This window comes from uncultured Treponema sp., from assembly GCF_945873775.1.
Classification (GTDB): Bacteria; Spirochaetota; Spirochaetia; order Treponematales; family Treponemataceae; genus Treponema_D.
Map to the genome: position 1 here is coordinate 25,825 of NZ_CAMCEC010000013.1, position 24,646 is coordinate 50,470.

Consider the following 24,646-nt stretch of genomic DNA (forward strand, 5'->3'; position numbering starts at 1 on the left):
GCAAAACAGCGTGTAGTCCGATATCGGACGGTTTTGATAGACGCAGCTCGACTGACAGCTGTTTTTTATACGAAATTACAATTAACTCGAAACTAAGGCTACTGTAATTTTTTTGATATTTTCTATTGTTGAAAGAAGAATTATGAGTTATTATTGATATACTATGGCAATCGTTACAGCTCAGGTTATTAACCGCTATTACGAAAATTATAAAAACACAGAAATCACCTTTTCAAAGGAAATAATACATACTCTAAAAATGGACCCGCGCCAGGTTTATATAAAATGCAGCGGACTTCAATGGCCTTGTATTATAAATTCAACGTCATTCAATCAGGCAAAAATAATTCTCGGGACTAAAAGCGGAGCCTATGCAGTGCTTTCAAATAAATCCGCGCCACCAGTCAGCTTAAGATTTTGCTTTTACCAGCCAGACGGTCAACTGATGAGTTTTTTTGTTACGGCTAAAGTCTACCTGATTGAACCGTATATGAACAGCACGGATCTTTCCATTATTACAATTCAGTACACACAAAGACCGCCGGACGACTTGATTCTGATGATTGGCAACATCCTTGATGCTAATTCCAATGCGGCAAGAAGAAAAGAAGAGCGCATTCTCATAACTCAGGAATCAATGCGCAAGCTCGGACTTCAGAAAAAGGAAATTGTAATTTACATACAAAATGTTCCGCGCCATTGCATTTTGCAGGACTTGTCATTTGGAGGCGCAAAAGTTGTTCTGCTTGGGCTTGCAAAATTCCTTATAAACAAGGAAGCTCTTATTCAGCTTGAATTTGAAGATCCTCACGAAACAATTTCAATCCGCGGAATTATTGTAAGAACAGACTTTATAGAAGGCAGAAAGGACATTATTTCAGCAAGCATAAAATTTGCAGAAGATTCCATAAGCCTTGCATATAAAGTCCACATAAACAAATACATTGCAAACACAAAGCGCAAAGAGCTGGACAATAAGTTCACAGCCGGAGAACTTGAAGATGCTCAGCCTGCGGACGAGATCAAGCCTGCATCTCCTGTTCAGCCGGAAAATTCAGCAACATAATTAGCAAGGAAAAAAATGGTTTCTACAAATTCACTGGATTCTATCTATTTTATAAAACTGCCGGAAGGCTCTGTACTTTCTCCAAAGGCAATGAAAATCGACCCTGAAATTCCGCTGCCTGTTCAGAAAAAAAATCCAGAAGATCCAGTTGAACAAGATGCGGCAAAACTTTCAGAAGAGCAGATTCTCTCTGGCATTTTAACAGTTCTTGCTTATGACAAAAAAAATGAAAATTCAGAATATTACCGCAAGCTGATTACAGATGTCCGCCCCGGAATAAAAAAAGAGCTGGCAGAAGCCGCAATATTAAAAGCCCGCAACGAAGACTGGGATTTAGCGGAAGAAATTTGGCTGGCTGTAAACGGAATCGACCCGCAAGACAAAGCGATAATCCTGAATATGGCGATTTTCTTTGACCAGAAAGCAGACAGCTACCGGCGCAATTCCTTGAACGAAGACGCAGATGCTTACGACGAAGCCGCGCTTGACTACTACAACCAGGCAATGGACAGCGACAAGGAAATTCCAGACGCATATTTTAACGCCGGCTTTTTTTATCTGAAAAAACGTGATTACGGCGAAGCGAAAGGCTGCTTTGAAAGCTACCTCGGACTTGTTGCAGATGCAAAAGACGAAGAGCTTGGCGAAAACGGAATTTACAAGAAAGAACGCGCGCAGGAAATCATCAATAAAATTTCAAACCGCAATTTGGAAAACGACAGATTCCGCGACGCATACAAATTGATTTCTGAAGGCCAGGAAGAAAAAGGACTTGAAGAAATTAGAAAATTCATAAGGGACAATCCTGTTGTCTGGAACGCATGGTTTTTGCTTGGCTGGGGACTTAGGCGGCTTGGACGATTTGAAGACGCAAAGCAGGCATTTTTAAAAGCAAGAGAATGTGAAGGCGGAGACGAAAATGCAGACACATTAAATGAGCTTGCAATCTGCCAGATGGAAACAGGCGAATTAAAAGAAGCAAAAGAAACCTTGGTAGAAGCACTTTCAATGGATTCAGAAAACACAAAAATTATAAGCAATCTCGGATGCCTGTGCTTAAAAATGAACCAGAATGAAGAAGCCAGAAAATATTTTGAAGTTGTCCTTGAAATCGACCCGGATGACAAAATTGCCGCTGCACAAATAGCAAAGCTAGATGCTGAAATTTAGCGCGCTTTAATCCAAAACAATTTTATCGCCAGTTTTTATTCCATTTTTTTCAAACCAGCCCTGCGGAACTTCCAAAGCATATCTTACAGAACGAGTGCTTTTTACGGGCGCAAGGCTAAAAGGCGTCATGTCAAAAATATTTTGAATTTTTCCAGTTCTATCAATGTAAGCAATCGAAAGCGGATGCGGCGTGTTTTTCATCCAGAAACTTAAAACCTGATCTTTTTCAAAAACAAAAAGCATTCCAGTTCCTTCTGGAATATTCTTGCGGTTCATAAATCCATAGTTGCGCTCTTCTTCTTTTTGTGCGACTTCAGCTTTTACAAAAATAGAATTTCCTGCGGAAGTTAAAATTTCAATTTCTTTTATAGGAAGATTAAACTTTTTATTTTGGCACGAAACAAAAAAAGGAACAAAAACGCAAACTGCAAAAATCACAAAAAACTTAAAATTTTTCATAAATCAAAGTCCTTCAAGGAATTCATCCCGCGCCATTTCTTCCGCGCTTTTATTTACAAGAGCCTTTGACTGCAGCTCCTCAAAAATTTTCCTGTCGGTATATTTTAAAGTCAGCGGACGTTCCAGCGACATAATCACGTTGCCGTCTTTCCATTCAGATTTTTCAGGATTAAGAGAAGATGGATTTCCATATTTTTCAGTCAATGAAGAAAAAACAGAATAATGGTCAATTTTTGAGCGACGCAAGTTCAGCGTAATTGTATAAAGCTTGTCTTCGTAAAACTGAAACCAGCAGCGGTCAAGAAACGAATACGGAGCATTTTTTGAAGTGTCGGTTTCTATTAAAGTTCTGTTTTCCCCAGGCAAAAGAGAAACATCCCTGTCGCCTCTGTAGCCAAAATTCAAATCTTTTTTTAAAGCCTCTTTCACCTGATCCACAGACATTCCAAGCTGTATTCCGCGGTAGCCAAAAGGAAGCGCATCTTCAGCAAAAAAAGGAAAAGCCAAAAATAAAGCAAAAATGCAGATAAAAATTCTTTTAATTCGCATGTTTTGAACTCTGTTTTCTATAGAATGCAGCCTGTTTTATAAGCTCCTCAACATCAGGCACATCAATTTTTCCGCCAACAATTTTTATATTCTGGTCATACTGAATTTGCCGGCAAGCTTCACCTTGCTGTTCACGTGGAATTGCGCAAAGTTTAAACACATCTGTCAAAGAAAGTCCTGAATGGTAAACGCTGCCTTTTACAAAAGGAACTTTTTGCTTTTCAATCTGAAGCGAAATCATGTCGATAAGTTTTTCTCTCAAATCGCCAAGCTGAGTATTTGCAAGCTGACGGTGCATTGCCCAAAGACGTTCCGCAAACATCATTGTAAGTTTTGAAATCATCTGCGGCTGGGTTGTAACCATCTGATTGAAGTTCGCCATATTCACAACCATAAGACGGCAAGGCTCGTGGGCAATCGCACTTGCAGAACGCGGCTTGTTTTCAAGAAGCGCCATTTCGCCAAACATATCGCCTTTCTTTAAAAGCGCAAGAGTAACTTCATTTCCGTCTACAACTTTTGAAATTCTTACAGAGCCTTCCTGAATTATAAACATATCCGCGCCTTTCTGACATTCAGAAAAAATCATTGAGTCGGCAGGATACTCACGGAAAATTTCGTTTGACGGCTCCAAGTAAGCGGCTTTTGCTCTTTTCCGCAGAAGAACAAACTGACGCTTGGCATTTTCAATATTGATTCCAGTCGGACACTGCTTTAAATACTGATAATATCCGTACAAAGCTATATTGTAATGTCCTGATTTTTCGTAATATTCCGCTATAGAAAAAAGAGATTCAGGCGAATCCAAAATTATATTTTTGAGCGTAAGTTTTGTAAGCTGATCATTCACAATCCTCATGTCGCGGGCAAAAGAACGCACAATTTTCATGGCGACCGGCGTGTTTTTCATAATCAGCTCTGGATACTGGCTTTTATGAACCATGATTGCAACAACCGGAGTCAATGCGACAACATTTTTCGTCTGTCCGTGCCCAGACATACAGGAAACAACCCCGATAAAGTCGCCCGGACCTAAAACTTCAGGAGTTGTCCCCGGAATTGCAACCTCATTGAAGCACTTTACCCTTCCGCTTTGAATAATAAAAAATCTGTCATTTGCAGAAGTTCCTTCAACAAGGATATATGAGTTCTGCTTAAAATTCACAAATGAAAGCTGAAGCAATTTCAAACCACCTTCTAAACAAAAACAACTTCACATTCCAGCATAAAACCTGTCCGCTCCTTCACTTTTTGTTGCGCAAGCTGAACAAGTTTTTTTATATCGGAACAAGTTGCGTTTCCTGTGTTGATAATTATATTTCCATGCCACGGAGCTATTTGCGCCCCGCCGATTTTCGCGCCTTTCAAGCCGGCTTCATCAATAAGCTTTCCGCTCGGCTCTCCAAAATCCCGGTTGTTTTTAAAAACACTTCCAGAACTTGGAGCTTTAAAATGCCCTTTTTGTTCTCTGTCTTTTATAAAACTTTCGCACGCAGCTTTCAGTTCAGAAATTTTTTCAAGCTGGCATTCTTCCGCTTTAAAGGCAACTTTTGTTATAACAACGGATTTTTCCATAAACGGCGAATGCTTATAAGCCCACTGCGCACAATCTTTATTATTATGATACATTTTTATATGTTTCTCAAGAAATTTATAGGAATTTTCATCAAAATTTTCCAAGTCAAGATATTCAACAAATTTGATTTTTGAGCTTATGTCATTCGAATAACAGCGGGCATTCATGTAGCAGGCTCCGCCGCAAGTTCCAGGAAGCCCCGCAAAAGATTCCATTCCAGAAATTCCGTTTTCCGCAAAGAATTCCACGGCGTGGCCAGTTTCAACTCCAGAACCGCAAACCACAATTCCGTTTTCAAATTTAATAGAAGAAAATGCATTCATTGAAATAACAACGCCGCAAAATCCTTCATCGCTTACAATCAAGTTGCTTCCACCGCCAAGAATAAAAAAATCCACGGAATTTTTTTTGCATTCTGAAATAACAAGCGCAAGAGAAAAAACGTCTTCCGGCTCAGCAAAAAGCTCAGCATTTCCGCCGACTTTCATCGTTGTGTGAAGCCTCATCGGCTCATCAGGCAAAAACCGCCCTTTGTACAAGTTCTTGATATTTTCAACTATTTTGCGTATTCTGTTAGTCATTGCATTTCATTTTATAGAAAAAAATTAAAAAAATCGATAGTGGAAACAAGCACTTAATATAAAGCGCATAAGATTTTTCAACGGAGGAAAAAATGGCGTTGAGACTTTACAACACAATGGGCCGCAAGATAGAAGAATTCGTTCCGATTCACGAGGGTTTTGTGGGATTTTACGGCTGCGGACCGACCGTCTACAACTACGCGCACATCGGAAACCTCCGCGCCTACGTCTTTCTTGACACGCTTGACCGCACGCTCACTTTCCTCGGATACGACAAAAAGCACGTGATGAACATAACCGACATCGGACATCTTACAGGAGACGCAGACGAGGGCGAGGACAAAATGCTCAAGACGGCACAGGAACGCCACCAGTCGGTTCTTGAAGTCGCCAAATTCTACACGGACGCTTTTTTCAATGACATCGACAGGCTGAACATAATCAGGCCGGATGTCGTCTGCAAGGCGACTGAGCACGTCCAGGACATGATTGAGCTTATCAAGAGAATCGAAGCGAACGGACACACCTATATGTCCGGCGGAAACCTCTACTACGACGTTACGACCTACCCCGACTACGGAAAGCTCGCCAACCTGAATCTTGACGATTTGAAAGCCGGGGCAAGAATCGAAGTTGACCAGAACAAGCGCAATCCCTACGACTTTGTCCTCTGGTTCACAAAATCAAAATTTGAAAATCAGGCCCTGACCTGGGACTCGCCTTGGGGAAGAGGCTATCCGGGCTGGCACATCGAATGTTCCGCAATGAGCATGAAATACCTCGGTGAGCATTTTGACATCCACACGGGCGGAATTGACCACATTCCGATTCACCACACAAACGAAATCGCCCAGTCGGAAGGCGCGACCGGCCACAAATGGGTAAACTACTGGCTGCACAACGAATTCCTGGTGATTGCAAAAGACAAAAAAGCCGCGGAATCTGGCCAGGCGGAAAAAATGTCAAAATCCCATGGTAACTTTTTGACGCTTCAGTCATTAATAGATAAAGGATACGATCCGCTCGACTACAGATTTTTCCTTTTGGGAGGACATTACCGCAAGCAAATTTATTTCAGCTGGGACGCAATGGATTCAGCAAAAAATTCAAGAGCCGCTCTTGTTCAGCGTGTTGCCCGGCTTGCTCAAAATGCAGGCGGTGCAGATTCCCTGAACTATTCTAAAATATATTCAAAAGGCGAAGCTTGCAAAACTGAAAATCTATCTGAAAAAGCAAAGGAATATATAGAAAAATTCCAAGCTGCTTTGGAAAACGACCTTTCAGCTCCAGTTGCATTGAGCTGCATTCAAAAAGCAGTTAAAGACGGCTCTTTAAAGCCTGAAGAATCGCTTGAGCTTGTGCGCAGAATGGACAGCGTAATTGGCTTGAACCTTGTAAAATCTGCCGCGGATTTTCTTGCTGAACAGGAAAAAGAGCAAAAGGCTTCCGTTCCAGACCATTCAGGAGATCCAGAGGCACAGGAAATTGACGCGCTTGTGGCAGAAAGAGTTGAAGCGAAAAAAGCAAAGAATTTTGCAAGAGCCGATGAAATCCGCAATATGCTTTCATCCCGCGGAATAATTATAACAGACACGCCAAATGGAGCAGTTTGGAAGCGTTCTTAAAAAAACAGAAAAAATGTAACTAAACAGGACTTATTGTGTTTTCTTTTAATAAAAGCGAATCAGGCTCGATAAATTGTGCGGATTCAAAGGACTTTAGAAAATTATACGACTCTGCAATGGAACTTTTATTTAAAGTTTCGTTTAAAATTGTAGAAGATGAAGAAGCCGCAGAAGATTTGGTTCACGACTCATTTATAAAGGCAAACGAAAAAGCAATGGTTTTTCCTTCTATAAATGACGCAGTTTTCTGGCTGATCAGAGTTGTAAAAAACGCTTCGCTGAATTATGCAAAACGAAAAGTCAGAGAGGCGAACGCTTACCACAAGGCGCTTTATGAAGGCCGTCAGCAAATGGAAAGCGGCGAAACTGAGCTTTTAAAAAAGGAAGCAAAAAAAATTGCGCTCGAAGCCTTAAACAAGCTTCCTGACAATTTAAAAGAAGTGCTTATTCTAAAAGAATATGCCGATATGAATTACAAGGAGATTGGCCGCCAGCTCGGAATTACAGAGGGGAATGTAAAGGTGCGGGTTTTCCGGGCAAAGGCACAATTACTAAAATTGATAGGAGAAGAAGATGTTTACTTGTCCTGAAGATGACATTCATTCTATCTATGCGGACGGAGAACTTCCCAAGAATTATGTCGCTGAATACGAAGCGCATGTAAATTCCTGCCCTAAATGTTCCGCCAAGCTAAAAAAATTCCTCGCGCTTAATTCGGCTTTTGCTGAAGACAAAGAGTCCTTTCATTTTTCAAAGGAAGATTTGGATTCAAGTTTTCAAAGGCTTGAAGCGCGGCTTTCCTACAAAAAAGTTACTCAAGCTGGAAAAAATACATTTAAATTTCCAAAGCCAAGCAGCGGCATAAAATATTTCGCAGCTGGAATTGCGGCGGCGGCAGTTTTTGCATTCGTTGTTCCAAGCGCAAAAAAAGCAAATCCGTTTGAAGGACAAGTTTCCGCATTTCAGCCTGTAGCGCGCACTTCAATTTCGTCAACGGCAAATCAGGTTAGCTCCGACGGAAATATCGATGTTTCAGTTTTGAATTCAATTTTGGCTTCCGACAATTCAGATAAAAACTTTTACACGCTGCCCGTTTCTTCAAATTCAGTTTCGGCAGTTCCTGTTCTTATAATTGGCGGATCGAATTTCAAGAAAATCGCGCTGATTCCTTCGTTAAAAAGCTACGATGTTTTTTATCCGCAGGGCGAAAATTCAGAGCAGCAGGACAGAAACAACGGATTTGCATTTCACGTTTCCTACCCTTTTTCAAATTTAAACTCAGGAAAATGAATTGGCAATTTTAAAATCTTATGCAAATCTCCTTAGAAGTTCTCCGCTGGCAAGAACAATAAGCTGGATAATTGTTGTTGTTTCCGCAGTTTTAATTTTGGGAATTTTAGGTCGCAATGTTAAACGCAAGCCGGTAATAGATTCCATAAGTCCGATGATTGGCTCGCCGGGCGATGAAATGACAATAGAAGGCAGCGGATTTGGAGATTCAAGGGGAACTTCAAGCGTAGAAATCGCAGGCTCTAAAATCACTGCAAGCGGATATTCACTTTGGTCAGATAAAAAAATCAAATTTATAATTCCGCCAAATGCGCAGGACGGACTTGTAATTGTAGGAACTTCGGCAGGAAAATCCGAGCCGGCATTTTTTGCAAATGAAAACGGAATTCCCGTTGCGGCAGTTGCGCCAGCGGCAACTTCAGTTCCTGTAATCGCATCAATTTCCGCAGAAAGCGCAGTAACCGGGCAGACGATAATAATCCGCGGAACAAATTTCGGAACTTCAAAAGGGAAATCAAAAGTTTACTTTACAGCGAACCGGGACGAAACTTCATCTTTGCATAGCTCGGAACAAAATGAAAATCAGGACAAAAACAACATTTTCATTCCGGCAAGTGAAACTGACTTTGACTACATCGCCTGGACAGACTCTGAAATTTCTGTGAAGATTCCAGACGGTGCTTCAAGCGGCTCGATTTTTATAGAAACTCCGCACGGAACAAGCGCGGCAAAAAAAATCAATGTAAATTTCCCTTACGGAAAAAAGCAGTACTCAAACAAAAGAACTTATGTAATTCAGATTGCCGCCGATATTTCAAATCACGTCGCTTCACAGGAAAGCTCGATTCTGCTTTACATTCCAAAGCCCGCAGTTTCTTCGTTTCAGCCTTTTGTTGAACTGAATGAAGTTTACCCTGAGCCATTTATAGTTGACGACACTTTTGACATAATTCACAACAAGCAGCTGAACCGGATTACAAACAACAAGCAAAGATTCAGCCAGACATTTATTGTGAGTACTTTCGGAATAAAAGGAAATTTCAATCCAAGAAATTTGGGACAATACAAAGACAGAGGCGGAATTTTGTACGCAAAAAATACTTCCGCGGATGCTTGTGTTCCGTCGGACTCAAAAGCGGTTTCTTCGCTTCTTGAAACAATTGTCGGGCGCGAAAAAAATCCGTATAGGCAGGCAAAACTCATTTACAATTTTATGACGGAAAATTATGAAGTTTCGGAAAAAATCCGCACAGGAAATATTTCGCCGCTTGATTTAATCCGCAGAAAAAAAGGCGACGCTTACGACTTTGCAATTCTTTACACAGCTTTGTGCAGAGCGGCAGGAATTCCTTCTGTTCCAGTTGCGGGAATTCTTGCGCAAGACAAATCAAATGTAACTCCGCATTGGTGGACAGAACTTTATTTTGAAGGATACGGATGGCTGCCTGTTGACGTTTCGCTTGGAGCCGGACTTTCATTTTCTTCATTTATTGAAATAGCCGACCCAAAAGAATTTTACTTTGGAAATCTTGACAATCAGCACATTGCATTCAGCAGAGGCTGGCATCAGATAAAGCAGTCGTCTTTAAACAGCAAAATTGTTTACAGACCGCGTACTTATGCTTTACAATCTTTATGGGAAGAAGCCGGAGACAAAACTTCAAGCTACAGTTCTTTATGGAACAATCCTGTTATTCAAGGAATTTACTAAAATATATATGGAGAAAAAAATGACTACAAAAGTTTTAAGCGTAGGCGGTTCAATAATTGCACCGGACAAGCCAGATGAAGATTTTCTTTTTGAATTCAGCAGCATGATTTGCTCGTGGCTTTCTGAAAATAAAGATGCACGGCTGATTCTTGTAGCTGGCGGCGGCGGACCTGCAAGAAACTATCAAAATTCATACAAAGCGGTTTCTGCAAAATTTGATGAAAACCAAAAAAAACTTTCAGCATTTGAAAATTCAGAAAAACTTAACTATGCCTGCGACTGGATTGGCATAATGGCAACCCGGCTCAACGCACAGCTTTTAAAAACTGTATTCGGACCTTTGTGCAGCCAAGATGTTGTAACAGATCCAACAAAAGTCAGCGACTTTACAGGAAGAATTCTTGTTGCTTCCGGCTGGAAACCTGGATTTTCAACAGACAATGACGCAGTTCTTCTTGCAGAACGTTTTGAAGCAGACACAGTTGTAAATCTTTCAAACATTGAAAAAGTGTACACAGACGATCCGCGCAAAAATCCTGATGCAAAACCAATCGACAATATCTCTTGGAGCGATTTTAGAAAAATGGTTGGAGACGAATGGGTTCCGGGAAAAAACTGTCCGTTTGATCCAATCGCTTCAAAAAAAGCACAGGAGCTTGGCTTAAAAGTTATTTGCGCAGGCGGAAAAAACATCGGGAATATAAAAGCAGTTCTTGATGGAAAAAATTACATAGGAACAACAATTTCGTAAGCATGAAAAAAATTCAATTGCCGATTTTTATATTTTGTCTTTTGCTAACAGCAGTTTCATGCGTTTCAACAAAAGGACACAAAGAAATTTCAAGAAATCTTTCTGACCAAGGAATAAAATCAGAAAAGCAGCTTTATAATTTTTTTATGAGCGCAAATCCTTCAGCAGACAAAAAAGAAGTTGCACGGCTTGCAGCTCTTTATATTGAAGAAGCAAATGCGGAAGGAATAAACAGCGACTGCGCTTTTGTCCAGATGTGCCTCGAAACTGGTTTTTTAAGATTCGGAAATCTTGTTACGCCGAAAATGCACAATTACTGCGGACTGGGCGCAATCGATGCAGAACATCCAGGCGAAACTTTTGCAACAGAACAACTTGGAGTAAGAGCGCACATTCAGCATCTTCACGCTTATGCAACAAAAGATATTCCGCTGAACAATGAATGCATTGATACTCGGTATAAGTATGTAAATCCGCGCGGAAAATCTCCAACAATAGAAGGACTTGCGGGAACTTGGGCTGCAGACAAAAACTACGCTTTAAAACTTGAGCAGCTTTTAGTTCGACTTGAATCTTTTTAAGCAACTCTGAATTCTTATCCGCCGAAAATTCTGCAATGTTGTAACTTTTTGATTTTTAAACTATCATAGCAACTATGAAAGTTATTGTTGTAGGAAACGGCGGACGAGAGCATACAATTGCATGGAAATTAGCACAAAGCAATCTTGTTGAAGAAGTAATTTGTGTTCCAGGAAACGGCGGAACAGCCTTTGAAAAAAAATGCAGAAATATTGATTTTTCAAAATGTGAATATCTTAACGGCATCACAGGAAACGATGCGTACATAAAAGTTGCAAAGGAAAACAAATGCGAGCTTGCCGTTATCGGACCGGAAAATCCGCTTGCAGAAGGACTTGCAGATTTATTCTGGAACGCAGGAATTCCAACTGTAGGACCGAAGTTTCAGGCAGCGCAGCTTGAAGCCAGTAAAGATCTTGCAAAAGAATTCATGCACAAATACAACGTTGCCTGCGCAAAAAGCAAAACTTTCACTTCAAAAGAAGAAGCAATTTCGTACATAAAAGAACAAGGCGCGCCGATTGTTGTAAAGGCGGACGGACTTGCAGCTGGAAAAGGCGTTGTAGTTGCAAAGACTTTGGAAGAAGCTGAAAACGCGGTCGAGCAGCTTATGGACGGCTCTATCGCTGGAGAAGCCGGAAAAAAACTCGTAATTGAAGAATATCTTCGCGGAACTGAAATTTCAATTCTTGCGGCTGTAAGCGTTACAAAAGAATTTTCAGAGCAAGGAAAATCCTGCATAGTTCCATTCTTAAGCGCAAGAGACCACAAAAGGCTTTTCGACGGCGCAAAAGGTCCTAACACAGGCGGAATGGGCGCAATTGCTCCTGTTGATGACGCAACTCCTGCAATAATTTCCCAGTTTGAAAAAAATATTCTTGAACCAACATTAAAAGGTCTTGAGTCTGAAAATTATGACTACCGCGGATTTATTTTCTTCGGACTCATGCTTACAGAAGACGGACCAAAGTGCCTCGAATACAATGTGCGCCTTGGAGATCCTGAAACACAGGCTGTGCTTCCGCTCATGGACTTTGACTTTGCAAGCCTCTGCAAATCCATAACTGACGGTTCTTTAAAAGATTTCAAGCTTGAATGGAAAAAAGGATACCAAGTTGCTCCAGTCGCAGTAAGTGGCGGTTATCCAAAATCCTATAAAAAAGGATACAACATTATAATCAATGAAGAAAAAGTAAATGAATCCAATGCAAAAGTTTTTATAGCCGGCGCAATGGAAAACAGAAGAAGCCGAAGCCCGGACGACACAAAACTTGTAACTAGCGGCGGACGCGTTTTAGCCTGCTCTGCTTATGGAACGACTTTTGACGAAGCTTGGAAAAATGCCTATGAAGCAATGAGCGGAATAAAATTCAACGATATGTTCTACAGAAAAGACATAGGACTTCCGGGAGCCGCTGAATCTAATTAGCTTTGATTTTTACCTACTGTCATTATCGGGCTTGACTCGATAATACTTTTCTTAAACATTGATTCCCGCATCAAGTGCGGGAATGACAATGAAAATAGTTCCAGTAAAATTGAAGAATAAAAATATTAATGAAGGAAAATCATTCCTAAAATTCCAACTGGAATCAAGTAGCAGGCAAACCATTCAAGCCTGCCTTTTTTTATAAGCCGCATAAGCCAAGAAAGCGCAATGTATCCACTTGCAAAAGCCGCCGCACAACCTGCAATAACAGGCTCTGCTCCAATCGAAGATGAAACTTCACCCAAATCTTTCAGTTCAAGAATAAATGCGCCCAAAATCGCCGGAATAGAAACAATGAAAGAAAATTCGCCGGCAACGTCCCGCTTAACTCCGCAAAAGAGAGCGCCCGCAATTGTTGAGCCGCTTCTTGAAATTCCAGGCAATGTTCCAATTCCCTGCGCAAATCCAATTGCCAAAGATTGTTTCCAAGACGGAGACTTTAAAGAAGATTCAGAAGATGCCGAATGTTTCTTTTCAAGAAGTGAAGAAAAAATCAAAAGCAACGCTGTAACAACAAATCCTGCGCAAACAGCTTTTACAGAAATTTCAGAAATAACTTTTGAAGAAAAAACTCCAAGAACGCCGGTAACGAAAGTCGCAAGAATAATGGCAACAATGTATTTTGTGTCTTCAGATTTTTTTTCAATCTGGGCGGCGGAAGGATTTTTTATAGGAACAAAAATTCTTGCAAAACTGCAAATCAGCTCCCATATTTTTTTTCTAAAATACAAAACAACGGCAAGCAAAGTTGCAACATGAAGAAACACATCAAACAAAAGCGGCACTTCTTCAAGTCCAAATAAATTCTGCGCGACAATCAAATGTCCAGAAGAAGAAATCGGCAGAAACTCGGCAATGCCCTGAAGAACACCCAAAACAATTCCTTGAAAAATTGACAATTTAAATCTCCAAAAATAAATTTTAGATACGCTAGCATTTTAGTTCATCTTGATTTTTCTGTCTATAAAAAGCTACGTTTAATTCCCACCATTTTCTTAGATTGAACACAGCGCGGAGTTTCATGTATAATAAAAAAAATGAACATAATGATAATCGGTGCAGGCTTTACTGGAGTTCAGCTGGCAAAACGCCTTATAAACGAAGGCAACATTGTAAAAATAATCGAAAGCAACGAAGACATTGTTGAGCACGTAAGCAATCGTCTTGACTGCGAAGTTATAAATGCGGACGGAAACAATCTTCAAGTTTTGGAAGAGCTTGAAATTGGAAAAATGGATGCGCTTGTAACTTTGACTGACAGCGATGAAATCAACATGATTACCTGTTCCCTTGTGGACGCCGTTTATCCAGACGTACTGAAAATTGCGCGTGTAAGAAACTACGCCTACTATGCAAACACAAACACAACAGCTCGCCAGCACGCGGAAACTTTCAAGGGAAATCACCGTCCGCTTTACGGAATTGACTACATGATTCATCCTGATGTAGAAGCCGCTCAGGCAATTGTAAAAGCTGTTGAGCATGGAGCAATAAGCGACATTGTTGATTTTGGTGAAAACGGAGATTTTGAAATCATTGCGCTTCAAATTGAAAAAGGAAGCAAACTCGATGGAGCCGCGTTAAAAAACATCCGCTCGCTTACAGACAAAAAATTTCTTATAGTTTATCAGGAAACAAAAGAAAAAGATTCAGACAACATGATTTCAGCCCTGCCATCCGGCGAAACAATTTTAAATGCAGGAGACAGAATCGGAATCATAATTGAAAAAGAAAACATTCCATTTATACTTGAGCTTTGCGGAATCAAGACAGACGCAATAAAAAAAATCGCTCTGGTTGGAATCGGAAGAATCGGAACAATCGTAGCAGACAAAATTATCGAAAAAGACAAGGTTTCATTTTTAAAAAAAATTTTCACTGGAACAAAAAATATTTCGCAGACATTCACAATCATAGACAGCGACAAAAATCTTTGCAAGGAAGCTGAAAAAAAATTTCCGCAGGCACAGATTTTCAACGCGGACATCACAGACGATGTTTTTATAGAAGAAGAAGGAATTCAAAAGTACAACCTTGTAATTTGCGCCACGCACAATCACGAACTGAACATGGTTGTTTCCGCTTACCTTGAATCTCTAGGCGTGGAAAAAACAATCGCGCTAGTTGCCCAGTCCCAGTTTGGAAACATAGCCAGAAAACTTGGAGTCGATGTTGCAATTCCTATGCGGGACACTTTGGTTGACTCAATTATAAGCCATCTGCACGGAAAATCAGTAACGGGAATTCATACAGTTTCAAACGGTGCATTTGAAATCGTGGAATGCGATTTGCCTTCATCAAGCAAGTTTATCGGCAAGCAGCTAAAAGACATCGCAAGTCCCGGCGAATATCTGATTCTCCTTGTAAAGAAAATTGGAAGTGAAAAATTTGAACTTCCGCAGGGAAACACAACATTTTCCGTGGGAGACCATCTGGTTATAATAGAAAAAACTGGAGATAAAAAGATTCTGGAAAAATTCAGCAAATAGGAACTTTCAATGGCATTTACACTTTGCATAATAATTTTTTTTATAATTTCAATAATCGGACTTTCATTCTCAATTCCAATCGCCACGGCAATTTTCTGCCATGAATATTTTGTAATTCCATCTTTTTTAATTCCGATGATTGCAAGCTTGATTCTAGGCGCAATGACACTGTTTTTTTTCCGCAACAAAAAATCAAGGCTTACAATAAGATCAAGTTTTGCAGCCGTCGCGCTCGCCTGGATTTCTGCAAGTTTATTCGGAGCGATTCCACTTTATTTTAGCGGAGCAATTCCAAATTTCACCGATGCATTTTTTGAAAGTGTAAGCGGATTTACAACAACAGGCGCAACGACTCTTTCCGAAATTGAAAAACTTCCGCGCAGCATAAATTTATGGAGATGCCTTTCACACTGGCTTGGCGGAATGGGAATTGTGGCACTTACGGTTGCGCTCATGCCAGTTCTTGGAGTCGGCGGATTTCAGCTTATAAAGGCGGAAACTACAGGTCCTGAAAAGGGAAAGTTCACGCCAAAAGTGACGACCACGGCAAAAATTCTTTGGTTCATTTATCTTGGAATGACGCTCATTCAAACTGTTCTTTTAAAAATTGCGGGAATGGATTTTATAGACGCGCTTTGCCACGCATTTTCAACTTTGGGAACAGGTGGATTTTCAACACGGAACGCAAGCATCGGCTCATACAATTCCGCTTCAATCGAATGGATTTGCTTTGTGTTCATGTTTTTAGCCGGAATAAATTTTTCGCTTTACTATTATTTTTTTACACGGAATTTCAGCGAAATAAAATGCAACTCAGAGCTAAAGGCATACATCTGGATAAACGTTATTTCAATCGCCGCAATCGCAATTGTCCAGGCTTCTTCTTACGGCGGATTTTTTAAGTCGCTCAGATTTTCAGCATTCCAAACAGCAAGCATTTTAACCACAACAGGATTTTCCACAGCCGACTACACAAACTGGAAAAGTGCAAGCCAGATTGTAATCCTTATGCTTCTGTTCATAGGCGGAATGTCTGGCTCAACTTCCGGCGGAATAAAAGTCATAAGATGGGTCGTGCTTTACAAGCAGTTCAAAAATGAAATACTAAAAATGATTCATCCGCACGGAGTTTTTTCAATCCGGTTAAATCAGCAGGCAGGAAGAAAAGATGTTGTTTTTTCAGTTTCGGCTTTTTTCTTTTTGTATTTTTCATTTGTGATTTTGACCGCATTTTTCACGTCATTTTTCGGACTTGATATGCAGACTTCCTTTACCGGAGCTTTAACAATGATCGGAAACTGCGGACCTGCATTCGGAGCGTTGGGACCAAGCAACAACTGTGGCTGGCTCGCTGCCCCTGTAAAATGGTGGTACAGTTTTGCAATGATTGCCGGCCGTCTGGAACTTTTTACAATTTTTATATTCCTTACGCCAGCCTACTGGAAAAAATAAAAACTGCACTTGGTCGGCGTTCGCTTCGGTACTCGGTTCAGGTTTTTCCATAAAAAAATAAAGACCACACTTTATTTTAAGTGCGGTCTTATACTTTAGCCAACTCCCGGACTTGAACTCGATTCCTCCAGTCGCCGGCTTCCATGCCGTCTCCTTACGGACGCCTTCACTCACTTACATCGGCATCCTTGCCGACTTTTCCTCCCACTTGGTCGGCGTTCGCTTCGGTACTCGGTTCATGTTTTCCATAAAAAAATAAAGACCACACTTCATTTTAAGTGCGGTCTTATGCTTTAGCCAACTCCCGGACTTGAACCGAGTACCTGCTCGTTACGAGGGAGCTGCTCTACCAGGTGAGCTAAGTTGGCAAGTGAAAGAATGTTAGCAAAAATGAATAAATCAGTCAACAGAAAATCCGCAGCCCAGTAAAATGAGCCACGGACTTTTTTTATTAGAGAGGAATATTTCCGTGTTTTTTTGCAGGAGCTGAATTCTGTGTTTTTTGAGCAAGGAATTCAAGGCTGCGCGCAACACGTTGTCTTGTTTCTTCTGGGTTTATGATTTCACTGATGTAATCACGCTGAGCTGCAATTGTCGGAGTCATAATTGTATCTTTATACTCCTGAGACTTCTGGGCAACAAGGGCAGCCTGAGCAGGATCTTTCATTTCCTTTGCATAAAGAATTCCAAGTGCACCTTCTGCGCCCATTACTGCGATTTCAGCTTTTGGCCAAGCATAAACAAAGTCCGCGCCAAGATGCTTTGAGCACATTGCAATGTAAGCGCCACCGTAAGCCTTGCGTGTAATAACTGTAACTTTTGGAACAGTCGCTTCGCTGTATGCGTAAATTACTTTTGCACCATGGCGGATAATTCCTTTTTGCTCTTCATCTGGACCAGGCAAGAATCCCGGAACATCAACAAAAGTAACAAGCGGAACATTATAAGCATCGCAGTAGCGTACAAAACGCGCAATCTTATCAGAAGCATCGCAGTTCAAAAGTCCGCCCCAGACAGCCGGATTGTTTGCAACAACGCCAACAGATTTTCCTTCAATCTTTGCAAAGCCGACAACTGCCATCTGAGCAAATTCTTTCATAACTTCAAAGAAACTGTCATCGTCAACAACACAGTCAATTACGTTGCGGATGTCATAGCCCTTTTTGCTTTCTTCTGGAAGAGTTTCTGCAATTTTCTTTGCCTTTTTCTTTTCATCAAACTTGAACTTAGCTTCAGCGACAATTTCCTCGCCGTAATAATGCGGAATATAATCCAAAAGCTTTCTTACAGCTTCGTAGCATTCCGGCTCTGAAGAAGCTCTAAAATGGGCAACGCCGCTTTTCTGCGCATGAATAGAAGCACCGCCCAAATCTTCCGCGGAAATATCAAGCGAAAGAACACTTTTTACAACTTTTGGTCCAGTGATAAACATCTGGCTGATTGTGTCAACTGCAAAAATAAAATCAGTAATTCCTGGTGAATAAACAGCACCGCCAGCGCAAGGTCCTACAATAATTGAAATCTGCGGAACAGTTCCAGACGCGCGCACATTCTGATAAAAAAGCTCGCCGTAACCGCAAAGAGCATCAACGCCTTCCTGAATACGCGCTCCGCCTGAATCATTAAGACCGATAACCGGACACTTTGCCATAATCGCCTTGTCTATGAGCTCCGCAATTTTCTGTCCATGAACTTTTCCAAGAGAGCCGCCCTGAACTGTAAAATCCTGAGCATAAATAGCAACTTTTTTTCCGTTGATTTTTCCAAAGCCTGTAATTACGCCGTCATAAGGAATTTCTTTTTTGTCCATTCCAAAACTTGTGCAAGTATGACGCGCAGCTGAATAAATTTCATAAAATGAATCTTTGTCGCAAAGATTGTTGATTCTTTCAATAGCGTGAAATTTTCCCTTTGCGTGCTGTTTTTCAATATTATAATTAGAAGCCATATTTCCTCCAAAAAACAAAACGATGCTTTATTTGCAAGCCAGTTCCAAATAGCAAACTTTTGCAACTGACTTCTTATAATACCGTGAATGTTTTCTAAAGTCAATATGACAAAAAACGTAAAACTGTCATTTTATTCAGCGGCAGGCTTTAAAAACACAAGGCTCTGCTCTTCCACATATTTTTCAGCATCAGTAATTTCTTGGTCGGAAGGAATAAAATCATATTTTTGGCGCAAAACAGAAGCGCAGGCAAAAACATCACCGCCGCAATTTTCCATTGCAGCAGAATATTCCGTCTTTAGCTCGCTGAATTTTAAAAAGCGGCTTTCAATTTCAGTTTGAATTCCTGTTATAATCCAGCGGTCTTTTTTAAATTCCAGGGAAACTTTTTCTTTTTGAAGCGAAACACAAAGGCTGTCTTCTCCAAGCGAATCAAAAATAAAAAATCCAACTTGATATTCCTTTGTTTCTCCGGGGAAAATTTTCTGTCCGTTTTCTTCCGAAATAGCAACTGGATTTTCTTTTCTGCGCTGGCCTTTAAAAAAAGTTCTGCAAGGATTTCCGTCAACTGTGAAATTTGAAATTCCATAAATATTGTGGCTAAGCTGATTTTTTACGAGCCAGACAGAAGGCGGAACAAGGTCGTTGCCGGCATTGTACATTGAGCTTGTTTTTCCTGTAACAAAAATATTTGCAAGCCGGTCCACTCTGCCGCCAAGAGATTTTGCGGAGCTTGCCCGCGCTGAATCAACATCAAGCAAATTTACCGCGCTATAGTACATTTCCACAGTTTGAAGCGAAGTTAGACCTTTTGTTGTCCGCTTTTCCAAAAAAGTCCTGTAAAGCGAAACCACAGCCGCAATTGCAAAAATAAAAACAGCAGCGCAAATTTTTATCACCGTGGATTTTGCTCTAAGCCATCTTTTCGCACGGATTCTTTTTTCTTGGCACAAAAGAAATTTTTGGGACTCGGCTTTGAATTTTTCCAAATCTGATGAAGAAGGTTCTTTTAATTCAAGCGCGGAAAATTCTTCCTTTGGAAATGAACAGTCTTTTCCGGCAAAAGCGTTTTCAGTAAATAAAAGAATTTTTTCGTCAACTCCAAAAACTGCATAGCGCAACGGGCAATAATTTAAATCCCGAATGTCAGTTTCCCTCGAAGAAGCATTTTTTTCAGCAAACGGAACTTTTCCGCAAATAGCCTTGTAAACAATAACCGCCTGCAAAAAACGAACCGCAGTTTTCCCAGAAAACACAGGATTCAAATATTTTCCATATAATTCCGAAAAATTTTCCTCTCCAAGCGAAGATAAAGATGCTTCAAGCAAATTCTTTGGCAAAAATAGAACTTTGGAAAAATCCTTGGAAACAATAATTCCGCCGGCGCCAACTAAAGAAAGAGGCAAATTGCTTTCATCCAAAGCATCAAGCGCATTGCAGACAAGCGAACAGGCTTTTATAGACTCTTCTTTCTCCAAGGATTCTAAATATTCACTAAGCACAAATCCATAAAAGCAAGAGCCTTCAAGAAAAACAGTCTCATCTTTGTCTTGCGCAAATTCTTTTAAATCCGCAGAAGAAAGTGTGCTTTCAAAACTCCATAAAGAGAAATTCCAAGTTTCGCCATTGAGCTCAGCAAGAAGTCCGTTTTCCCTGATTTTTCCGGCAAATCCAGCTTTTACAAAAACATTACCAGACATCCGGCTGTCTAAAAAAATTTTTTCGCCTTGAAGAAAAACTGGGATAGAACTCATTGACGCTTCCCATCTGAACTATACAAATATTTAAAGTAGTCCATTTTTGTGCTGTAGGTAACATCAAAATTGCCAATTGTATTTTTGTACGACTCAAGACTTTTCCAGAACTCGTAGAACTTAGGATCACGCGTGTAAGACTGAGTGTAAATTGCCGCGGCTTCCGCATCAGCCTTTCCTTTTGTCTCCTCGCTTTTTCTGTAGGCTTCTGATTCTATCGTACGCTTTTCGTTTTCAAGCTTTCCAAGCCACTCGGATTTTTTTCCTTCGCCAAGAGAACGGTACGCCTGGGCCACTTGGTTGCGCTCCTTAATCATTCTGTTGTAAACGCTTTCTGTAAGCTCGTCAGAATATTTTATCTGGCGCGGAACAATGTCAATCAATTCGATTCCATATTCGCCAACCATTTTTCTTGCATCGTCAGCCATTTCCTGGCAAAGTGCGCTTCTTCCCTTGGAAACACTTTCGTTGTTTGAATTCACATTCACCAAAGCTTCAATTTCCGCACTGTCCTCGCCTTCGATTCCTGCAAGCTGATTTGAATCCGCACTGTCTTTTTCTTCGTTTATAAGATTGCTGCTTCTTACAATTTCGCTAAGCCGGTTGCGTGTGATAATTGTCCTAGTTGAAGAATCAATTACATCGCTAAGCTTGTTGTACGCCGCATCCAAAGTCTTGAACGACTGATAAAACAACGCAGGATCTGAAATTTTCCAGCGGCTTGTAGTGTCTACAATTATAAACTGATTTTCCTTTGTGGGAATGCGGGCCTGATCACCTTCAAGCGAAAGAATTTTTGCAGGATAAAAAGTGACGACATCAAGAAACGGAACTTTAAAATAAAGCCCGGTAGAAGTGCAGGATTTTACAATCTGACCGAATCTTGTAACAACAGCCTGATCGCCTTCGTTCACAATATAGAAAGGACCTGCCGCAAGCAAAATCACAATGACGGCAACAAAAGCCGCAAGTCTAAGATAAAATTTATTCTGCTTTGCCATTTTTTCCTCCAAGATTTTTAAACGGAAGCACATTGTCAAGACCGCTGTCTATCAAAGCCGGATTCTTTTCTGCGCCGGAAGCAAAAATTTCTTCCATAGTTTCAAGGTAAAGACGTTCCCTTGTAACTGCAGGAGCTTTTCTGTATTCCTCATAAACTGAATTGAACCTTGCGACATCGCCTTTTGCCTTGTTCACACGTTCAGCCGCATAGCCGTCCGCCACTTGAATCTGACGGTCAGCCTCGCCCTTTGCCTTTGGAATTTCTGAATTGTAGCTTTCTTTTCCTTCATTTATAAAGCGGTTCATGTCCTGAATAGCCTTGTTCACGTCCTCAAACGCATCCTGAACTCCTTCCGGCGGAACAATATTCTGAAGCTTAACCGCAAATACATTTATTCCAAGCCCAAGCTGCGAAAACTGCTCGTTCATCATGGAAACCGCAAGATTTTCAATGTTGCTTCGCTCGCTGCTCATAACATCCAAAATCGCCCGGTCGCCAACCAAAGTATTGATTACAGAACGGCTTATATCGCGGATTGTCTGATCTTTTTCCTGAACCGTAAAAAGCCAGGCACGCGGATCAACAATCCTGTACTGAATAATCCATTCAACATCCACGATATTCAAATCGCCGGTCAGCATAGTTGATTCACGCGTAATATTATTCTGATACTGATTTACAGAGCCGCTTTTTGTGGTTTTAAATCCGAACTGCTCCGTCTGGACAACTTTGTTTCCCGGAACAATAAATTTTTTGTCTATAAACGGAATTTTATACTGAAGCCCCGGTCCCAAAGTAGCATAATATCTTCCAAACCGAGTGATTACAGCCTGCTCCGCCTGATCAACAACAAAAAGACTAGAGCCTGCCGACGCAAGCAAAATAACTCCTGCAATAACTGCCACAACATAAGATGGCTTTTTAAAAAAACTCCTGATTTTTACTTCCAAATCTGACATAAATATAAATTAATGCAAATCCGCTTAAAAAACAACGGTATCTATCAGCAAATTTTTTATATTTTCAATGTCTTTTCATTAAATTCCAAATTTTGTGTAAAACATACTTCTGATATTTTGAAATTCAATTCCCGATTTGACAGCAAAAACAACCCACTGTTTTTTTTCTCCAATAATTCCATCTTTAAACATAGCCTCTTACATATAATTGTTCATTCTTATACCCTTGCAAAGAAATGCGGAACAGGAAAAACGGCAGTGTTCCATGGCAGAAAAGCCAGCCTTTCTTAGTCCGCGGCTAATGCTATATTCAGTTAAAAATTAACTTAAAATTGTTTTGTTTTTAACTTAAAAATATTTTAAAATTAAGTTGATTTCGTTTTGATTTTAACTTAAAAACATTTTGAAATTAACTTAATTTCGTTTTCTTTTTAAGTTGATTTCATTATTAAATCAAATTGATTTTTCCATATCTCTCTATATTCTCCTTTGCTCCGAAAGGCTCCCCAAGATTTAAACATAAGGAGGCTAAGAGATGAAAAAGACTCTTATCGCGGTCGCAGCGGCTGCCGCACTTACAGCAACTTCTGCTTTCGCAGAAATCACATTCGGAGCATGGCTTCGCAGCATCACAGGCGTAGCGTCTAACGGCGAGGACATTCTTACTGGTACTTCAAACTCTTGGGGCGGAATTAGACCTTCAAGATTGAACGTTGCAGGCACATCAGAAGACGGAAACGCTGGATTCAAGCTTGATGTTTACTTCAATGCTACAAAAGCACAGACTGTTAATGCAGACGGAACTTTTGATGAATCAACACAGGTTCTTGAAGTTGGCGACAACGCATACATTTGGGTAAAACCTGCCAGCTCTGTTCAGCTTGCTCTTGGTAAGTTTGATGGAGGAGAAACAGGACTCCGCGGCGACCTTTGCTACGGCTCATGGAACTGGCTCAGACCAGGCAACTGGATTGCAGAGGACGAAGGTCTTACTTTCAACGGAAGCCATACAGACGGTCTTATGGCAAAAATCACTCCTGTTGACGGTCTTGTAGCAGTAATCCAGCTTCCTGTATACAATGGTACTTGGGGCGGATATAACAATGCTTACCAGAAAGAAACTGTAATAGGCGGAGAAAAAATAGACTCAAAATACACTATTGAAGACACATTCAAGAACGGTATGTATGCGGCTGCTTACTCAATCGAAGGTCTTGGTACTCTTAAGGCTGGATACTTTGGAAGCTATGCAGAGAAAAACAAGAAAAGCACAAAAAAAGTTATTGTTGTAAAAGATGAAGACAATTATGAAAGTGTAGGAGAACTTCTTGAATCAAAGGAAATCTTGGATCCAGCAGCAGATAGCAAGCAGATTGGAACTGTAAACGTTGCATTTGACTTCAACGCAGTTGAGAACCTCTTTGTAACTGTAGGCGCAAGATTTGGAATTGCTGACAAGGAATACAAGGCTGACAACGAAAAAATTAAGTTCACAGCTGGAGCTTCTTACCAGGTTTCTGACGCTATGAAGTTCTCTGTTTCCGGCGGATATGTTCAGTACCAGGACAAATGTGTTGGAAAAGCTAGTGATATGAAAGACAACGCATTCTCTGTAGGTGCTGGCGTTGACTACGCAATCATGGACGGTCTTAACGCAGCTGCAGACCTCCGCTACAAGAACATTGGATACGGAAAAGATAAGGACGAAGGTGCAATCAGCTTCCTTGTTGGAGTTACAAAGAACGTATCTAGCAACGGCTACATCGGAGTTGGATTCCAGGGTGCAACAAACGGAAACGGACTTACAGGAATCGGTGCTAATAAGAACGATGACTTCGTATGGGCAGTTCCTGTAGCATTGAGCGTTTGGTTCTAGTCGATAAAACGAAGCTAGCTTCGTTTTACCTCTGACAGTTTTGCTAGCAAAACTGTCGGGCAACAGCGCATAGTGCGAATGCTGAACCAAAGCATAGGCCTCCCGGAAGGGAGGTTTTTTTGTGTTTAAATGGCTAGTTTCCGGCTACGGAATAGAAAATCTGGACTATAAAAATCTGGCAGAAGATTTAATCGAAAATGAATTATCTGATTTGTTCAATCCCAAAATAAATAGATTGTTTCAGCAACTACGGTTTCCTAACAGCAATTTCTTCTGGAATTAGTCTGTAGAGTTCGTAGAGTCATTTATCCTTTTATTG

Annotated in this window: 21 protein-coding genes and 1 tRNA gene; 12 read left to right on the forward strand and 10 right to left on the reverse strand. The window is 40.7% G+C overall.

Translation table 11 applies throughout. The annotated features are described in order from the left end of the window. Nucleotides 1-163: 163 nt before the first annotated feature. Nucleotides 164-1,066 carry a PilZ domain-containing protein gene (locus Q0N70_RS07685; RefSeq protein WP_294015508.1) on the forward strand — a complete coding sequence of 301 codons (903 nt, stop codon included), beginning with the start codon at nt 164-166 and terminating at the stop codon, nt 1,064-1,066. A 15-nt stretch (nt 1,067-1,081) separates the two neighbouring features. Next, entirely contained in the window at nt 1,082-2,236 is a 1,155-nt protein-coding gene (locus tag Q0N70_RS07690) for a tetratricopeptide repeat protein (protein WP_294015511.1), read from the forward strand. Between the two features lie 6 nt (nt 2,237-2,242). Here Q0N70_RS07690 and Q0N70_RS07695 read toward each other — a convergent pair whose 3' ends face one another. Genes Q0N70_RS07695 through murB form a run of 4 tightly spaced genes read right to left on the reverse strand, consistent with a single transcriptional unit; the run spans nt 2,243 to nt 5,401 of the window. After that, nucleotides 2,243-2,695: a DUF192 domain-containing protein gene (locus tag Q0N70_RS07695; RefSeq protein ID WP_294015513.1), complete on the reverse strand. Its 453-nt coding sequence runs from the start codon at nt 2,693-2,695 to the stop codon at nt 2,243-2,245. A 3-nt stretch (nt 2,696-2,698) separates the two neighbouring features. Then, complete coding sequence (locus Q0N70_RS07700) at nt 2,699-3,202, reverse strand: hypothetical protein (protein ID WP_294015515.1); 504 nt, start codon at nt 3,200-3,202, stop codon at nt 2,699-2,701. Between the two features lie 31 nt (nt 3,203-3,233). Next, on the reverse strand, nt 3,234-4,433 hold the full coding sequence (locus tag Q0N70_RS07705) for a Crp/Fnr family transcriptional regulator (protein WP_294015517.1): 1,200 nt from the start codon (nt 4,431-4,433) through the stop codon (nt 3,234-3,236). 8 nt (nt 4,434-4,441) lie between these two features. Beyond that, nucleotides 4,442-5,401: a UDP-N-acetylmuramate dehydrogenase gene (gene murB / locus Q0N70_RS07710; protein WP_294015519.1), complete on the reverse strand. Its 960-nt coding sequence runs from the start codon at nt 5,399-5,401 to the stop codon at nt 4,442-4,444. A 92-nt stretch (nt 5,402-5,493) separates the two neighbouring features. Here murB and cysS point away from each other — a divergent pair, with 92 nt between their 5' ends. From cysS to purD, 7 genes are all read left to right on the forward strand, one after another. Further along, a complete protein-coding gene (gene cysS / locus Q0N70_RS07715; protein WP_294015521.1) occupies nt 5,494-7,026 on the forward strand; it encodes a cysteine--tRNA ligase in 1,533 nt (510 codons plus the stop codon). Between the two features lie 32 nt (nt 7,027-7,058). Further along, nucleotides 7,059-7,616 carry a sigma-70 family RNA polymerase sigma factor gene (locus Q0N70_RS07720; RefSeq protein ID WP_148228287.1) on the forward strand — a complete coding sequence of 186 codons (558 nt, stop codon included), beginning with the start codon at nt 7,059-7,061 and terminating at the stop codon, nt 7,614-7,616. Continuing rightward, a complete protein-coding gene (locus Q0N70_RS07725; RefSeq protein ID WP_294015523.1) occupies nt 7,600-8,316 on the forward strand; it encodes a hypothetical protein in 717 nt (238 codons plus the stop codon). Before Q0N70_RS07720 ends, Q0N70_RS07725 begins: the two co-directional genes overlap by 17 nt. Before the next feature lies 1 nt (nt 8,317). Beyond that, nucleotides 8,318-10,027 carry a transglutaminase domain-containing protein gene (locus Q0N70_RS07730; RefSeq protein ID WP_294015525.1) on the forward strand — a complete coding sequence of 570 codons (1,710 nt, stop codon included), beginning with the start codon at nt 8,318-8,320 and terminating at the stop codon, nt 10,025-10,027. Between the two features lie 19 nt (nt 10,028-10,046). Beyond that, on the forward strand, nt 10,047-10,778 hold the full coding sequence (pyrH, locus tag Q0N70_RS07735) for a UMP kinase (protein WP_294015527.1): 732 nt from the start codon (nt 10,047-10,049) through the stop codon (nt 10,776-10,778). Between the two features lie 2 nt (nt 10,779-10,780). Further along, nucleotides 10,781-11,359, forward strand: coding sequence for a glucosaminidase domain-containing protein (locus tag Q0N70_RS07740; protein ID WP_294015529.1), 579 nt, complete (start codon nt 10,781-10,783; stop codon nt 11,357-11,359). Nucleotides 11,360-11,433: 74 nt separating this feature from the next. Then, on the forward strand, nt 11,434-12,786 hold the full coding sequence (gene purD, locus Q0N70_RS07745; protein WP_294015531.1) for a phosphoribosylamine--glycine ligase: 1,353 nt from the start codon (nt 11,434-11,436) through the stop codon (nt 12,784-12,786). 125 nt (nt 12,787-12,911) lie between these two features. On the opposite strand, the gene Q0N70_RS07750 is transcribed toward purD, so the two are convergent. Next, nucleotides 12,912-13,745, reverse strand: coding sequence for an undecaprenyl-diphosphate phosphatase (locus Q0N70_RS07750; RefSeq protein WP_294015534.1), 834 nt, complete (start codon nt 13,743-13,745; stop codon nt 12,912-12,914). 138 nt (nt 13,746-13,883) lie between these two features. On the opposite strand from Q0N70_RS07750, the gene Q0N70_RS07755 reads away from it, so the two are divergent. Together Q0N70_RS07755 and Q0N70_RS07760 are read left to right on the forward strand one after the other, a co-directional pair. Continuing rightward, on the forward strand, nt 13,884-15,335 hold the full coding sequence (locus tag Q0N70_RS07755) for an NAD-binding protein (protein ID WP_273351923.1): 1,452 nt from the start codon (nt 13,884-13,886) through the stop codon (nt 15,333-15,335). Between the two features lie 9 nt (nt 15,336-15,344). Continuing rightward, complete coding sequence (locus tag Q0N70_RS07760) at nt 15,345-16,787, forward strand: TrkH family potassium uptake protein (protein WP_294015537.1); 1,443 nt, start codon at nt 15,345-15,347, stop codon at nt 16,785-16,787. Nucleotides 16,788-17,082: 295 nt separating this feature from the next. Here Q0N70_RS07760 and Q0N70_RS07765 read toward each other — a convergent pair. From Q0N70_RS07765 to hflK, 5 genes are all read right to left on the reverse strand, one after another. Beyond that, nucleotides 17,083-17,155: transfer RNA gene (locus Q0N70_RS07765), tRNA-Thr, on the reverse strand. An 83-nt stretch (nt 17,156-17,238) separates the two neighbouring features. Continuing rightward, nucleotides 17,239-18,735: an acyl-CoA carboxylase subunit beta gene (locus Q0N70_RS07770; protein WP_294015539.1), complete on the reverse strand. Its 1,497-nt coding sequence runs from the start codon at nt 18,733-18,735 to the stop codon at nt 17,239-17,241. A gap of 131 nt (nt 18,736-18,866) precedes the next feature. Beyond that, a complete protein-coding gene (locus Q0N70_RS07775; RefSeq protein WP_294015542.1) occupies nt 18,867-20,489 on the reverse strand; it encodes a hypothetical protein in 1,623 nt (540 codons plus the stop codon). After that, entirely contained in the window at nt 20,486-21,490 is a 1,005-nt protein-coding gene (gene hflC / locus Q0N70_RS07780; RefSeq protein WP_294015545.1) for a protease modulator HflC, read from the reverse strand. Before hflC ends, Q0N70_RS07775 begins: the two co-directional genes overlap by 4 nt. Continuing rightward, the gene (gene hflK, locus Q0N70_RS07785; protein WP_294015547.1) at nt 21,474-22,451 is read right to left on the reverse strand and encodes an FtsH protease activity modulator HflK; all 978 of its coding nucleotides are present in this window, start codon (nt 22,449-22,451) and stop codon (nt 21,474-21,476) included. Before hflK ends, hflC begins: the two co-directional genes overlap by 17 nt. 535 nt (nt 22,452-22,986) lie before the next feature. Here hflK and Q0N70_RS07790 point away from each other — a divergent pair. Next, on the forward strand, nt 22,987-24,327 hold the full coding sequence (locus tag Q0N70_RS07790; RefSeq protein ID WP_294015549.1) for a porin: 1,341 nt from the start codon (nt 22,987-22,989) through the stop codon (nt 24,325-24,327). The last annotated feature ends 319 nt before the right edge of the window (nt 24,328-24,646 follow it).

Excerpts from the sequence above, each read along its gene's own strand:
- Q0N70_RS07685 (WP_294015508.1), top strand. The coding sequence starts at position 164 with ATGGCAATCGTTACAGCTCAGGTTATTAACCGCTATTACGAAAATTAT.
- Q0N70_RS07690 (WP_294015511.1), top strand. The coding sequence starts at position 1,082 with ATGGTTTCTACAAATTCACTGGATTCTATCTATTTTATAAAACTGCCG.
- Q0N70_RS07695 (WP_294015513.1), bottom strand. The coding sequence starts at position 2,695 with ATGAAAAATTTTAAGTTTTTTGTGATTTTTGCAGTTTGCGTTTTTGTT.
- murB (WP_294015519.1), bottom strand. The coding sequence starts at position 5,401 with ATGACTAACAGAATACGCAAAATAGTTGAAAATATCAAGAACTTGTAC.
- cysS (WP_294015521.1), top strand. The coding sequence starts at position 5,494 with ATGGCGTTGAGACTTTACAACACAATGGGCCGCAAGATAGAAGAATTC.
- Q0N70_RS07725 (WP_294015523.1), top strand. The coding sequence starts at position 7,600 with ATGTTTACTTGTCCTGAAGATGACATTCATTCTATCTATGCGGACGGA.
- pyrH (WP_294015527.1), top strand. The coding sequence starts at position 10,047 with ATGACTACAAAAGTTTTAAGCGTAGGCGGTTCAATAATTGCACCGGAC.
- Q0N70_RS07740 (WP_294015529.1), top strand. The coding sequence starts at position 10,781 with ATGAAAAAAATTCAATTGCCGATTTTTATATTTTGTCTTTTGCTAACA.
- purD (WP_294015531.1), top strand. The coding sequence starts at position 11,434 with ATGAAAGTTATTGTTGTAGGAAACGGCGGACGAGAGCATACAATTGCA.
- Q0N70_RS07755 (WP_273351923.1), top strand. The coding sequence starts at position 13,884 with ATGAACATAATGATAATCGGTGCAGGCTTTACTGGAGTTCAGCTGGCA.
- Q0N70_RS07760 (WP_294015537.1), top strand. The coding sequence starts at position 15,345 with ATGGCATTTACACTTTGCATAATAATTTTTTTTATAATTTCAATAATC.
- Q0N70_RS07770 (WP_294015539.1), bottom strand. The coding sequence starts at position 18,735 with ATGGCTTCTAATTATAATATTGAAAAACAGCACGCAAAGGGAAAATTT.
- Q0N70_RS07775 (WP_294015542.1), bottom strand. The coding sequence starts at position 20,489 with ATGAGTTCTATCCCAGTTTTTCTTCAAGGCGAAAAAATTTTTTTAGAC.
- hflC (WP_294015545.1), bottom strand. The coding sequence starts at position 21,490 with ATGGCAAAGCAGAATAAATTTTATCTTAGACTTGCGGCTTTTGTTGCC.
- hflK (WP_294015547.1), bottom strand. The coding sequence starts at position 22,451 with ATGTCAGATTTGGAAGTAAAAATCAGGAGTTTTTTTAAAAAGCCATCT.
- Q0N70_RS07790 (WP_294015549.1), top strand. The coding sequence starts at position 22,987 with ATGAAAAAGACTCTTATCGCGGTCGCAGCGGCTGCCGCACTTACAGCA.